The sequence below is a fragment of the Legionella navarrensis genome, from assembly GCF_052527415.1.
Map to the genome: position 1 here is coordinate 53,140 of NZ_JBNVZR010000016.1, position 15,782 is coordinate 68,921.

Here is a 15,782-nt window from a genome sequence, read left to right on the forward strand (position 1 = left end):
AGAAAAATGATTATATATGCTCCTCTTCCTTGCTTTAATTAGAAAACACACAGTCAGTTAGTTCTCTAAGTATGCATGCTTATTATCCATTAAAAATAGACATACCTGTGATCAGCTTTTACCAGGAACGGATATTTCTTTTTATTTGTTATTTGCCACGATCCTTAATGAAAATTGGATAAAATAATTGAGAATGAATCACACATTCCAATAACTGTGATTTATCTTTGCAATTAAGCTTTTGTTTGATAATTGCCAAACGTGATTCAACCGTTCTTGCGGACAAGTTAAATAGATTTCCTATTTCTTTTGCAGAGAGCCCGTGCAAGTATTTTTTTAAAAAAATAAATTCTCTGTTCGTTAAATAGCAATCATCATGAGGAGAACCAAGGTAATAACGTTGAGCTAAAAGGGGAGAATTCGATTCGCCAAAAGGTGGTAATTGATTAGCATTACAAAATTGCAATTCTTTATCAGTTACTTGCGTTTTCTGGATTATCTTTCTTGCTTTATCTTTAAATAAAAAACAAAATTCATTCAGGTAATCAATATGCACTTCCAATTGCTTGTTTGACTCCTTCTCGTCTGTTGCAAAAATGAATACTTCACTATACTTTCTGTCTGAGGAAACATTAGTTAAATATATGGCATTATTCATGTTGAAATCAGCCATATCCTTATGCATGTCAGTTTTGGGGAAGTAATCCATATAATCAATTGAGAAACCGGGCTTAAAATGAAAGCTTTTTTCAAAAACACTTTTGTAATTCGCAAGATTATTTTGGAGATGATCTAACCATGAGCCATTATTACTGATTAGATTAACACGATTACCATCAATAAATTTAGAATAGAAAAATGAATTAATACCTGTCCCATCCAATGGTTTACAAAGTTCTTCCAAAGCCGGGCAGGCATTTTCTTTGAATGTTTTTGCGATGGCGATAATGGTTGGATTGTTCATATTATTTTCAATTCACGAAACCCATATTGCTGACTATTGTACCACATTTGTTTTATTTAACCTTATATGCACAAATGAAGATCAATTAACTGATGTCAGGATATCAGATTCTTGATGTGATTGAACTACCGTAATTCCACTGTATTGATTGCTGGTTTAATGACCAATAAAATGACAGCAAGAGCAAGGCGCATGCAATCAGAGGATGAGAAATGTTAAGAAAAGCATGTGCATTTTTTCTTTGCGTATCTTTCCCGTTGATGAGCGAGCAATAAGATTGCAATGCGCCAGGGATATTGACATACAGACATTGGAAGAACTGGACAAAAATTGATGAAAAGATGTAGATAAAATTTAAATGAGTCAACCTGGATCTATGATGTGCTTTTGCCATTCAGAAAAAGGAATAGGAACTTTGCCGTTGAGGTTATTTTATGCAGTTGAAATTTGAAACACTTAATCCGGAGGAAACTTATTCTGAAGGCGATCTGAAATTTGATTTAACCTGTTTGATGGCTGATTTCCTTCGGAAGCGACTTAAGGACAAGCCAGAGGCAAAGGAAAATGCACTGCAAAGATTGTGTGCATTTATTAGAATGACAAGCTCACAAGGGTTGTATTATCAGTCCTGTTTGCAAGAAAATATCCATTGGTTGCATAAAAAGCCAAAATCGTTGCACAAAATCCATCTTTTATTGGTTGAATTACTGAATAATCCTGACGATGAAATCAAGCTATTTGCATTCGATGGTTTGTTGTCAATCGTTTCTGAGGCTCAGGATAACTACCATCCTCGTTTAATCAAAAAATGTATTAACCTGTATTTCGATAGTTTCGAAAAAATAGTCGATCTTCATCGTTCAAAAGCCCGGTCTCTATCAAGGACACACAATCGGCTCATCAATTTATTACAGCATAATCACCCGGAAATAAGATTATTTGCGGCACAGGCCATCCTCACTGCAGTCTATCAAAGTTATTTGGTAACTTTTATTTTTAATAAAGATAATTATCCATTCGCTGAGCTTGAGGCCATTTTTTTACCAGAATTATTGGAACAATTAAACGATCCCAACCTTGAAATAAGAAAATGGATTGCCTGCAGTTTGTGTTATTTTGATATTAACGGGCATTTTGAACCACAGCGGGTGATCAGCTACGCAGAAAACGTACTGGAATCAAATAATCCTGCCTGGCAACAAATCAGCATTATGGCTTTAACCAGGCTGCCATTCAAACATCCTTGCTTTCTGTCGCCAGCAGCGGTTTCGAGACTGGTTCATCTATGTCTTGGGCCTAGTCTTCTTGATCCATGGGATAGAAACGAAGTATTACGTTTATTGAGTTTACAGGTGCAATATAACAGACTGACGCACTCTGTAGAAATCATTGAACAATGCCTTCAGTTTCCTGAAGTAGCGGATACCGACCTGGATGATAAAAAGATGCTCGCGGAAACGCTGCTTGAACTGATAGCAATAAACTATCAAAGGCAGGAGACCTTGCAGTTAACTCCCTTGGCTGACTCTGATGCTATCCTCATTAATGTTGATGATGCCGAAGCGAAAAAAATGGAAAAAGTATTAGAAGGATATTCGGTTTATGTAAGAATATCCATTTCTCAAGGCTTGTGTTTTTTACCTTCTTTTCAGAACATTATTCGCCAGTTTTTAAATGAACAAAAGCCTTTGCTTTCAATACAGAATCTGTTGATACAATTAATGAGTCATCATGAAGAAGGAATCAGGCTATTTACTCTCCAGTCCATGTTGATAATGGTCCTGGAATACAAGCGCATGGAAAAGCTTTCTGAAATCCGGGAAAATTTCTTGCCGCCATTAATCAAATGTCTTGAAGAACCGAATCAAGCACTGAGAAATTGGGCGGCATGCAGCTTGTGCTACCTGACTGACCATACCTTTCCTGATTTGCCGTTATTACAACAGTACACCCAAAATCTATTGGGAATGGATGATGTACTCAGGAATATTCACGTCATCCAGGCCCTTTTATGCAACTTGGGGATGCAGGATAAAGTTGAGCCTTTGACTTGGAAAAACATTGAACAAGCACTTCAATTTGCAGTAAAAAGTGATTGCACGATGGAGCAAGTCACGCTCAAAAGGCAACAATTACAATTGATTGGTCATCATTATTCAAAGCATCGCGCCTTGCTCTCACAGCCAATCGTTGATTTCGTATTACAACAATTGGAGGAGCCGGAATTAACAGTATTGGCAGCCCAGGTGTGTTTTATCATTCTGTTAAAAGTGCGCAGGATTGATATTCCACCACCGCCGGGAAGTATTTTTTATGCGCAGAGCTGTTCGTTCAGGGGAAGTCATTCTTTCTCAAAAATGCTGGATATATTATATCGTTATGCAATTGATCCAAACTTTGATATGGGCTTGATTTTATCTTCTGCAACACAAATTGTATTCGCCAGCCCGGAAGAAAATGTTATTAATACTATAGTAGAACTTTATAATTTTACCATTACGAATCAGCAGGTTGATGATTCTATTAAAGTGCTTTTATTGTTGTTTGAAGCAGGCAAGGTCATTGAAAAGGGTCTGGATGAATTCGAGAACCGAGCCCAGCGTTATGTGATAACGAATGTTCAAAGAATGATAGAGTCGCATCGCTCCAATAACCGATCTCTGTCAGTCATTTATGAGTTGTTCATAACTTTGTTGCAACATCATCATCCTGAATTCAGATTATTTGCTGCAAAGGCTATTCTTATTGCTGTCTGGGAAGGTTGCTTTGAAAAGGATGAGCCAGATCTTGCACTGCTACAAATGTTTTCGCGGGCGTTATGGGAACAATTAAATGACCCATGCCTTGAAATCAGGCATTGGGTTGCCGGCAGCTTGTGTTATTTTGATATTGGCGGACAGGTTGATCCACAAAAAATAGTCTGCTACACAGAAAACCTGCTGGAAACAGATAACGCCGGATGGTACCGAGTTGCCGTTGTCGGGCTGGATACACTATTAACACGTCATCAAGCCATTTTGTCACAGACGGCTATTTCCAGAGTGGTCAACCTGTGCCTGAATCTGGACTTCATCCCCTTCTTTATCAGAAACTATGCTCTGTCGTTATTATGTTATCAACTGCAATATAGCAAGACACCACTGTCTGATGAAATACTCGAACAATGTCTGCATTTTCCTGAAGAAGAAAATATCGACGCGGATGAAAAAATCAACTTGGATAGAAATCTGTTAATACTGATTGGACGAAATTTTGCAACTCAAAAATCGGTACGATCCTTTCCAGCAACCCTTCCTGACTTCATCCTCAGTTTTTTTGACAAAGCCGAGCTGAGAGATTCAGCATGGGAGGTGTATAAATTAGTTATTCTGGCTGCTGAAAACACGCTTCAAGCATCACTATTATCAACCTTGTTTACAAAACTGCGTGTCTGTGCAGAGGACATTGATCCAGACATGCAGGCATTTGTCATGAATAATCTTAAAACGATTATGGTATGGCAGCAGCAAAAGGATGAGATTTTAGCAATCATCACGCAAAGAGGACATCTGGAGCTCCACCAGATAGCGGATGTCCTTGCAACATCACAACTGAATGATTTGGAGGCAAAAAACAATGCCCTGGAACGATTATCAGCATTCATAACAAATACATTTCTGCAGCAGGGTCAATCGTATTTTAAAGACATGGTCCCCTTGTTGCTCAAAAGGCCGGACTTGATGCAAAAGATGCAGAATTGTCTGATTGAACTACTGGGTCATGATAATGCTGAATTCAAGTCATTTGCCATGGCCGGGATGCTGATTATCGCTTCAGAATGTTTTCGTAGCGATCAACCTTCTGATTCAGTAGAAAATATGACAACGGCCCTGGCAGAATTTGTTGATTCGTTACCCGATGACTCAGACGGGAATGATGCGATTGACATTGTATTGTGTTTATTTAAAACCGGCTGCTCTTTTGCAAACAGCCAAGTCTGTGATCAGACGCCTATGAAACAGTATTTAGACCATTTTAGTCCAATGATAACGCGTCACCTGGCTGAAAATAAGTCTCTGACAGGCATTCAACATTTATTTATCCATTTGTTGCAGTATAGGCATCCAGCAATAAAATCCTTTGCTGCCAAGGCCATCCTCATTGCGGTTCATACCATTTACATGAAGACCCGTGCTACAGACGAATTCAACTATCCATACGCTGAGCTTCATGAACGATTTTTTCCGATATTGTTGGAAAAATTAAACGATGACAGTCTTGAAATCAGAAATTGGGTGGCCTGCGGTTTGTGTTACTTTGAACTGGATGAGCGTGTGAGTCCACAACTCCTCGCCTGTTATATAGAACAGTTACTCGAAACAGACAGCGCTGAGCTGGCAAAAATCAGCATCGATGCATTAAGCAACCTGTTTTTTCGCCATCCTTGCTTCCTGCCACAGACAGCCATTCAGAAAGTGGTTAATCTGTCTCTCAAGCCCAACTTTCTGCCAGGCTATTGCCGATCTAACGCGCTGATAGTATTGAATTTTCAGAGAACACATAGCGACATGCCCTTGTCTGTTCAGGTGCTCGAGCAATGTCTTCATTTTTCTCAAGAACGGGATACGGCAGCAGAAAAAAAATCCATGACAGCAGGACTGCTCAGATTGATAGGAAGAAATTTCGAAAAACAGGAGGCCGTCCAGTCAATACCCGCCACCATTTCTGATACCGTCCTTCATTATTTTGATAATACTGACTTTCGAGAATTGGCATGGCTTGTTTATAAGTTAATGATTCTGGCTTGCGGAAAGAAACTGCAAACGTCATTAGTCGCAAAAGTGTTCCCTATATTACGTCTCTGTGCCGGAAAAAACGACCCGGAAATAAAAGATTTTGTGACCACCGTTCTGCAAGAAATTCATGTGTGTCAGCAGCAAAAGGATGAGGTGCTTGCGATACTCCGGCAAAGTGCAGAACCAGAACGACCTGTTACCGAAGCAGGAACTTCTGACAGACCCTCCGATGAGAAAAACCTGGATAGTTTAATTGCAGAACTAAGTGAATTAAATGTCAATAATCCCAATGTTTGCGAACTACTGACAAGCCATGATTTAGTCGCCTCGCTGGAGGCCGTGAAGGCGGCCTATACTGGCGATTCGCATTTTCTGCCTGCCGGTAAACCCATTGAAGCCTGGGATGTTATCCATTGCCAAACATGGGCACAAGCCGTTAGCCAGAACAAAGCAAAAGCCTGCGACAAAGCCTTCCAGACCGAGATGATTGCGGTGATTATGCGCGCCAGCGTTCTGGATTCTGGTCAAACACCGCGTAACATTCAATTAATAAGTTTGCTGATTCTGTTGAAATCAGAGGCACGAGGCTGCCTTGCGGAAGTTAAAACCGGGGAGGGAAAAACCAAAATTGTTTCCATGTTTGCAGCCCTTAAAGCACTGCAATTTGATTTCGTGGATGTGGTTTCCAGCTCGACGATTTTGGCAAGGCGCGATGCGCATGAAACACAAAATTTCTTCGCCAATCTGGGCTTGACAGTCGCAGATAATATTGATGGCAAAGACCATGATGGAAAAGCCCCCAGAGCCTGTTATTCAGCCAACGTTGTGTATGGAGACACGAATGAATATCAATGGGATAGTATTTACGAGCTGATGGGAGAAAAAATAACACGTGGCAGCAGGCCATTTCGTATTCTTTTTTTTGATGAAGTGGACAGTTTATTGGTGGATCGCGCAGAACGCGGAGCCATGATTAACAGCCACCACCCGGCGCTTGAATATGTGAATCATGTGATTGTAGCAGCCTGGCATATGATGGTTCGTATTGGTCAATCAATCGTCGCAAAAGACGGAGAATGGGTGTATCAATCAGCCGATGGCAGAACGGAAACAAAGGTTCATCATCTCGTGCATTTTGCGAATAATCTGTTGAAAAAGTACATTGAAAATCTGGCTCAGGATCCCAATTCTCCCATCCTTCTTCCCAAACATTTGAAGACTTTTGTACTGGCTCAAGCTGAGGAATTTGCTGATGCAGCAGTCGGGGCTTATTACCGCTATCATGAAAACAAACATTATTTAATCACGGACAATTTCAGGGATGATGAAGACCGGCAAGTGATTACTATTGTAGACAACAATCTGACCGGAGAAGTTCTTAAAAATACGCGCTGGACTTATCTTCACAGTTTTCTGGAGCTAAAGCACGGACTGAAAATGGAGCCACCGCGATTGATGGGTAATTATTTATCAACCCCCGGCTTATGCAAACGCTATGGTAATCAGATTTTTGGACTGACCGGTACCTTGGGCGGCGCTGATACACAAGCTCTGCTTAAAGAAATGTATCAACTGGATTTAGCGTTTGTTCCCACTTATAAACCGAAGTGTTTCATGGAATATGAGGGAATTGTTGCACCGACCAAAAGCGCCTGGCTTGACGAAATCATTCGCAGTGCAGGGAAAATAGTCAGCGAGAGGCGGCCTGTACTAGTAATTGCGGAAACGATTGCAGATGTCATTTATCTGGAACAAGAGATTTTTAAAGCAAATGTTTGCAGAAAGATCACGCGCTTTTCTCGTAATGATACGGAAGAAATGAATACGCCCTCACAAGCCATGGAAGCGGGAGAAGTTATTATAGCGACCCTGATAGCTGGTCGAGGAATTGATTGGTATTTTGCCAGACATCATATCGATTTGATCGAAGAACAGGGCGGCTTGCATATTATGTTAACCTCACTGCCACTTAATCTGCGCGTTGAACAGCAAATATTTGGTCGAACAGCACGCAAGGGAAATCGGGGAACGGCTCAGTTGATCATCAACAGAGAAGACATGCATCGCCGATTCAGAGAACAGGACAGTGCTTATTTTAACAATATAGAAACGTTAAGGGTTCTGCGGGATGAGGTAGAGGCCAATCGTGTATATAAAATTAAAACACAGGGGATCCGTTTGGCTCTGTTGAAAGATGATTTATATCTCAAATTCCGTGAGTTTATAAATAGTATAAAAGGTCAGGACGATGCAAAACATAGAATCGGTGGCATAGAGGAGCAATGGGCCTATTGGCTTCAGGGGATAGAAAAAAAACAGGAAAAAGATTGTAATCTTGACACCATGCTGCCCTTAATTGAGGCTGAATTTGAACAATTCATTGAATCCATGCGTAATGATTTCGGCGTCATCCGTAAAAACCCTTGCCGGCAGGTTCAACAGGGAAATCTGTTAAACTTTGGTATCAGGGGCGTCAAGAAGCCTGATTTTGCCAAAGCCATAGCCACCTATACCGATGCCATTGTTGATGATCCCCTGGTAGCTGTTCAGGCTTATTATAATCGTGCCGAGGCGCGCATCTTCCTAAAAGGAGGCAACTATAAGGACGAGGTTCTGGCGGACTTGCAAATGGCAAAATCCAATCTGGAAAATCACATCATCCCACAATTAAATGCCATGTTGGTTGTTCATAATTTGAATCCTGTTACCACGAATGGTTTTACCAACGATTTTGCCAGACAAATCCATTGTAAAATTGAGTTGCTCAAGCTTGAAGTTGCAAACATCGATCAAAATATCAGTATCATGCAACAGGCTCGATATCAAGCCAGAAAAGCGAAACAAAAAGTAGATTTTGAAGTCTGTGAGCTTAAGAATTTACAGGATTTTTTTCCGGACGCCAGTTTAAGACCTGATGAAGAAATCAGAGAGCTTCATTCCTCAGGCCTGTCGCATCTATTCAGCCTTCAACCTTTCTTCAAAGAAAAAAAAGGCAGTGGCTTTGGCCCCCTGTGTGTCGCTTTTCTGGGTATTTTACAAATTGTGGTGGGTGTTCTTATATCTTACGCCGCTCCCACGATTGGTTCCATGTTCATCCAGGAAGGCATCAACGATATTATTTATGCCGCCCGCGCACTGATTTCAGGGAATTTTGACTGGAATGCGTATCTGGCCAATAAAGTGGGCAGCGTCTCGGTAACGGTGATATCCATGGGGCTCGAAGTATTAAAAAACAGCGCCGATCTGGGACTGGCCGCGGAAGCTGCCAAAGGTAAAACTGCCTTGGAAAATATGGCAGCGAGACAGTTGAATCATGAAAAAGTATTGGAAATGGCAAAAAAAGAAGTAGTTAAACGCGTCATTGATGCCGGTGTCAGGGAAGTTTTTAATTTTGCAGTGGATAAATTAACTACAGCAGCTATGGACCGGTTTTCCGGGGACATAGAAGAGGCAATAGGCAAACGTCTTGAGAAAAATTTAAACACTCCAGACTGTCAATCAGCCATGGATGCAATGCTGCAACTTGATGTAAGCAATCAAAATTCAGCCATGCAAGGGCAGCTTAACCAAATGGCGGCAAAGATTATGCAGGAAAAATCAACCCTGTTTTTCACCATAGCCAACAACATTATCAAAGGGGTACTCGCCAATCAACACAGGCACGTAGGTACATTTCTCCGCATCGCAGATATGGGTGTTGCTTTTGACAGGATTTTACAGTTAACCGATAATTTCACCAGAAAATTCAGGGCTGAGTTATTGTTTTTCTATCATCAAAAAGTTGCCCAAAGCGCGCAATCATCTACTTTCAATCCTCACGCAATAGCGTCCCTGAAAAATCAATTTTACGCAAAAATCACCCAGCGTTTGACTCAGCAGATTATTGCCATAGCAAAAGGTCAAATCATCCATCCGGGGATTGATATGGCGATGAACGAACATCTTCAGAATATTGCAAATTTGATTAAACAGAATGCTCTACAACCGGTGCCGCCTGAGCACTTGGCAGCTGCCAGTGAACCTGCTCCTAAACCATCGAAAAATACAAAACCAGGCGCCGAGCCGTCTACATCGACAACCTCGCCAAGCCGATTTGGTACCTATTTGAAAGACAGGCGTGATGCAGTCCGGCATGCTGAGGTAAAAGAGGCATTCAGGAGTTGCCTGCCCCTTGATTTATCCAGGAAATCTGCGGTTGTACCCAAGGAGATAAGACTTAATCAACCGATCGCTTTGGAAAAATCCCTCGTTGTCAGGAGAATGGAAACGCATCCTGAAGGTCACATCGGAGGGCTAAACGCAAAACCGGTTACGAAGATGGAAAGCCTGCCTGTTTGCTTAGAGGATGATATAGAGCGACTCCAAAAGCGAATGCATCGTCAGATAGCGGGTATTAAACAACCTCCTTTGCTTCGTCTATTAAACAATGTGTACGGTCAGTTCAAATCACATGATTCCATGGCTCAATATCTATTAGATGGCTTAATGATGTACCAACCAATAAGATATCTGGAGGGTATGGCGTTGATTGGTGATTATGCCGCAGAAAATGATTTGCATAAAAAATCTTTTCAGGCATGGGGAGCAAAGCTGAAAGCAAGAGACCTTTTCGCAGATGACTCTTATCGGGCGGGGGTCGCCTGGGTTTTATTTGAGCATTTGGCGGCCGGTCTTCATGCCGTCAAGGATTATTCAGCAGAACAATTCAACGAACGTGTCCAGCAACTGCATATGCTGATGAAGTTTATGCTGACTTCATCGGAACGTCCTAAATTTGTTTTTGGTATACCACCCAATGCTGTAACACCAGGCACTTCATTACCCATGATACCGGCAGAAAGGGTGCAGGACAGACAAGTTGAGGTTTTACCCGGCGGTATTGAAAGAATATTACCTGCTCCTTTTTCAGGCAAACCTGGTTACAGGATAAATAGTGATTTGGAAGTCAAAACAGTAAAGCTATTCGATATTAATAAGGCAGATACAAGCCGTCATCGATTTTTTCTTAAAGGTCTCCAAAATTCAAGCCAGAAGCAAAGTTACCAGGAAGAAGCACTGCAAAAAAAACATTTTTAAATCATCCTGCAGTATAATGGAATGAGTAAGAAAATTATCAAATCCGGTTATAGATTTTTTGACTTTACGAATGACAGGGTAGAACATACCGGAGCAAAAAAATTGGTATCTGGATCGAGTATGACCGCACCCATAAATGTGCGTCCATCCACGATCGGGATAAAGAGAGAGGATTGCAACTATATGAATCCGTAATAAACTGATACGCATAAATGAGTACTCATGGTGAATGTAAGTTACGTTAGTCACTAATAAGCAACATAGCAGGCTTTTTCTGTAAATTTCGCCAATGTATCCGCGATATACTGCTTGATGATGGCGTCTATTGCTGCAGTGATCGCACCTTCAGCACCATAACTCAGACTGATTTAATCCGGGAATACAAGCGTGAAAAAAAATCAACAAGCCAATCCAGAGCTAATTGAAAAGGCTAAACAACTGCTGTCGGCGTACTTTAAAACAGCAGTCGACATCGATTCGATTGTATTTTTAAGTGAGCCTGATCGAAGAAATTCTGTGTTACGCCTTGGTCTGGCAAATCACGGCAATAACGCTCCAAAGACAGTAATTTTGAAACAATCCCTGCCAGAAAAGGAAAACGATAAAGAAGCCTATGCCCGTTTTGCAAGAGATTGGGCGGGGCTTGAGTTTGCATCAATCCTGCCTCAACGCAGGCATAATACGCCACATTTTTATGGTGGTGATAAACAATATCGATTTATTTTGATTGAGGATTTAGGACTTGAGCATGTTAGTCTGGTCGATAGCCTGACAGCCTCCGATCGCGGTAAAGCAACTCGTGCGCTGATGCGATTTATGAAAGCTCTGGGGAGTTTTCATGCAGCGGGCTTTGGCCAAACCCATTTATATCAAGCTATTTTATGCAAAATTCATGGCGAAAAGGATACACACGAAGATTTGCTGGAACAAGTTCAAAAGGATTTAATGAGCCGATTGCAAACAACGCATAAAACTCTGGGTTTATGGTTGTCGGATGAATGTATTCATGAAGCAGAAACCTTGATCGAATCAGTCATAAAACCGGGGTCATTTACTGTATTAACGCACGGCGATATCTGCCCCGATAATGTTTTTGATCACGAAGAAAACCATGAACTACAACTGATTGATTTTGAATGGGCCTTTGTCAGAAACGCCTTGTTGGATGCGACGTACTTACGTATGAGTATGCCAACCTGTTGGTGTGCCAAAGCGATTCCTTCATCCATTATCAATGAGCTGGAATTAATTTATCGTGAAGAAATCAGTCGCACCATTACAAAAGCCCAAGACGACATGCTTTATCAAAAAGCCTATACGGAGGCATGTGGATTTTGGATCCTTCAGCAAACCCTTCATTATATCGAATCAGCACTGGAACAGGATCGCGTGGGGCCTTCAGGCCCTGTTCCAGATAACTCGTTATGGAAGCCTGCGGAGAATTGGGTAAGGCCTCGAGTCCTTTCGCGGTTGCAGGCATTTGTTGAGGTAGCAACGTCAAATCATTTATTACCGCATTTGACAGCAATGGCTAAAACGGTATTCATCGAACTGAAAAAACACTGGCCTGATGCAAAACCACTTGAATATTTTCCTGCCTTTCAATCCTGTAAATTCTATATTAGAGAATATCAGCAAGGGGATGAAGCGGCGATCTATCAACTATTTTACGACACAGTCCATCACATTAACTGCAAGGATTATACGCAAGAACAGCTGGATACCTGGGCGCCATTAACTCCTGATTTAACCAGTTGGAAAAATTCGCTTTCAAAAAATCACAGTTTTGTTGCCGTAGCAGTTGGGAGCAATCAAATTATTGGCTTCGCTGATATGCAGGAAAACGGCTGCCTTTATCGTGGTTTCGTCCATAAGGACTACCAAGGCCAAGGCATCGGTAAAGATCTGCTTTTCGCAAGAGAAGCCAAAGCAAGGGAGTTGGGGATAAAGCAGTTATATTCTGAGGTAAGCATCACAGCAAAGCCATTTTTTGAAAAATATGGCTATATTACGCTCAATGAACAAACCAAATTCATCAGAGGTGTTTCATTTATAAATTATTATATGGTCAAAGAAATGGTATCGAAGTAATTACTTTTCAAGTGCACCTTGGTGAACCTGCGAGCTAATATTTAATATTTAATATTTAATTAGACTTAACCAATATTTTAATTATTAGTATATTAATAGAGCAGAAATTACAATAAAATATGCACTAATTATGGTAGGGATACGCTGGATTTTGATTGTTTGGTATTAAATGAACCTTTTTAAACACCCATTTTTGAATTTTTGTCCGGATATGGTATCGCTCTGTGAACCGCTGCGTTCTATTGGAATTGACTATTTATCATACACACGTGTTTATAATAATGGTGATCGTATCTACCTTGTGAGTTTACCAATCATAATGGAAGATTTTTTCTCTAATAAAAAATACTTATATTGTGGTAATGATAAGCATCCTGATAGCTATGATTCTGGACAAATTATTTTATGGTCTACGCTGCCTAATCAAGCGGTATATCAGGAAGCAAAGCTAATGGGCGCTGGCCATGGTCTTTATCTATTTGGCGAGAAAACAGACGATTATTGTGATAGCCTGGGGTTTGCTACCTCAGAAGATGATAATGGTATTGTAAATAATTATTTTAATAATTTAGAAACAATAATAAATTTCCTTCCCAACTTTCATGAAAAAGCGTCAAAACTTTTAAAGCAAGCTGAGCGACATAAGCTTGTTTTACCTTTTAATGAGGGAGAAATAATTACTGCCAGCCATTCCTCGTTCAGTTTAACTGCCAGACAACAAGACTGCGCTTATTTGCTAATGCAGGGTATGTCTGCAAAAGCCATTGCAAAGGAGCTTAAATTATCTTATCGCACTATCGAGTGCTATCTACATAATCTTAAAGTTCGATTGGGTTGTAAGAACAAAACAGAATTGATTATTAAACTTGGTCAACTACCAAATTATTTTAAAAAATAGCTGTGCAGAGAGGGATATGGAAGCAGCTGCTGTCTCTTGGGTCAGCAGGTTAACAAAGTTTTTGATTTTAAATGGTGCGCTCAGAGGGACTCGAACCCCCGACACCTTGGTTCGAAGCCTTATACTCTAAGTTTAAAATCTATATATATCAATACGTTGCGATGCGTCAAAACAGGGAAAAACTGCCTGATACTGCCTGGAACAGCGGAGCGCGGTCACAGTTACGGCACGTTTGCGGCACACTGAGTTTCCCCAATATGTATCACCCTCATGTAGTTTTATGTTATAATAACTACATGAAACCTCTAATAGAAACGAATCCTTATTTAATAAATAAGGCCCATCGAGAAACTTCCAATGCACGCTCTGCAAGAACCTCTTGTGGTGTTGAGGGCATAAAGGTTGCGTCTTTTTCTAACGTTCATATTCAGATTGATTCTGTTAAAACCGATGCCGTACTTAATAAAATGAAAAGCCGCTTACATCGTAATTAACATAATCAACTATCTTTGAAGAGTTCAAGAAAAATATTTTTAATACCTTCATAGTGACCGCAAAACCCCTCATGAATTGAATTTATATAATTTTTGTATCCATTCGGGTTTATAGTTCTGTCTATTGCCGCATAGTTAAGCATATCTTTTCCGGCTTGAAGTGCCATTAAATTTGCAAGCAATCGTGCAACTCTTCCATTCCCCTCTCTAAATGGATGAATAATAATTAACTCCACATGTACAATACCTATTGCCTCAGCCAGCTCCTTATCACTCAGCCCATTACAAGGCGTATATTTTTGTAAATAGTTTGACTCAAAAACAGCCATTAGTTGTGGAATGCGCTCTGGGTTAGCGAAAGGAAACCCATCTTTGCTCATCATCACAGTTCTATATTTACCGGCAAACGCATAGATCCCTGCCAACCACAATTCATGAATATTACAAATATCTTCCGCCAGAAATTGATAATTTGCATCATAAAGCGCAACAAGTTCCAGACCAATCCGCAACAACTCTTGTGCTTCAACTTGCTCAATTACCTCAGAACGTTTAATCCCAAGTAAATTTTTCAATACACTATCATTAGAGCCTGGCTCATAATCCTCATCCGTTGGAACTTTATAGCGACCATTATCCATATCACCTTCCCATTAAAAATTACTTTCAAACAAATTTCTTCTTCATGATTGCAGCCTGCATTTGTTATCAACAGACTTCTTCATTAATCGAACAGATTCAGCTATAGCTGCCTGAGCCAGTATTGCCGTAGTATCAAATGCGAGTATGCCGCAATTATCCGTATTCAAAACCAGGGGCAATTCAGTACATGCCAAAATAACAGAATCACATCCGCTGTCTTTCATTCGATTAACAACACGGAGCAAATCCAATACTGTCTCATTACTTGCACAACCTCGTGGTATCAGTTCCGAGAAAATAGCCTTTTGAATAATATGTTGCTCGTCATCCGTGGGAATCATCTCGGTAATACCGACTTTTTCAAACGGTTTTTGGTACAAATGACCACTCATCGTCCAACGGGTTCCAAGAACACCAACCGTTTTCCGCTCATTTTCATGGCAAGTGTCTGAAACAATTTCCAGCATATTTAACACCGGTATTGAAGAACGCTTCTGTATATTCTCAATAACAATATGAACCGTATTGGCAGGAATGATAGCAAAATCAGCACCGGACTTTGCTAGAGACTGGATTGAAGCGACAAGTCTGTCTGCAACCATACCCCATCTAGACTCAACTTGTGCTTCATGTGTCGGGTAAAAATCAGGTTGATCCAGTTTAATATTTGGACAGCGGAACTCTTCAAACAATTCACGAGAAAATTGATTGATTTTATTAATGCAATCAATTGCACCAGGAATAGTCACACCTGCAATACCAATTGTGGGCAAAGCGGAAATATTGTTCACGACAGATTGTCTCCAACTGAATACTGGGTTTTATTATACAGAGCAGAATTT

Annotated in this window: 6 protein-coding genes; 3 read left to right on the forward strand and 3 right to left on the reverse strand. The window is 40.6% G+C overall.

Going from position 1 to position 15,782, the window contains the following annotated elements; all coding sequences use genetic code 11:
* Positions 1-148: 148 nt before the first annotated feature.
* Positions 149-964, reverse strand: coding sequence for a helix-turn-helix transcriptional regulator (locus ACQUTA_RS10295; protein ID WP_444988156.1), 816 nt, complete (start codon positions 962-964; stop codon positions 149-151).
* Between the two features lie 434 nt (positions 965-1,398).
* Between ACQUTA_RS10295 and ACQUTA_RS10300 the strand changes: the two genes are divergently transcribed.
* The 3 genes from ACQUTA_RS10300 (at position 1,399) to ACQUTA_RS10310 (ending at position 13,804) form a co-directional block, all read left to right on the forward strand.
* Complete coding sequence (locus tag ACQUTA_RS10300; protein WP_444988157.1) at positions 1,399-10,815, forward strand: hypothetical protein; 9,417 nt, start codon at positions 1,399-1,401, stop codon at positions 10,813-10,815.
* 387 nt (positions 10,816-11,202) lie between these two features.
* Complete coding sequence (locus ACQUTA_RS10305) at positions 11,203-12,906, forward strand: GNAT family N-acetyltransferase (protein WP_444988158.1); 1,704 nt, start codon at positions 11,203-11,205, stop codon at positions 12,904-12,906.
* 169 nt (positions 12,907-13,075) lie between these two features.
* Entirely contained in the window at positions 13,076-13,804 is a 729-nt protein-coding gene (locus ACQUTA_RS10310; protein ID WP_444988159.1) for a helix-turn-helix domain-containing protein, read from the forward strand.
* Positions 13,805-14,303: 499 nt separating this feature from the next.
* On the opposite strand, the gene ACQUTA_RS10315 is transcribed toward ACQUTA_RS10310, so the two are convergent.
* Positions 14,304-14,939, reverse strand: coding sequence for a Fic/DOC family protein (locus ACQUTA_RS10315; protein WP_444988160.1), 636 nt, complete (start codon positions 14,937-14,939; stop codon positions 14,304-14,306).
* 42 nt (positions 14,940-14,981) lie between these two features.
* The gene (locus tag ACQUTA_RS10320) at positions 14,982-15,731 is read right to left on the reverse strand and encodes an aspartate/glutamate racemase family protein (protein ID WP_444988161.1); all 750 of its coding nucleotides are present in this window, start codon (positions 15,729-15,731) and stop codon (positions 14,982-14,984) included.
* Positions 15,732-15,782: the final 51 nt, after the last annotated feature.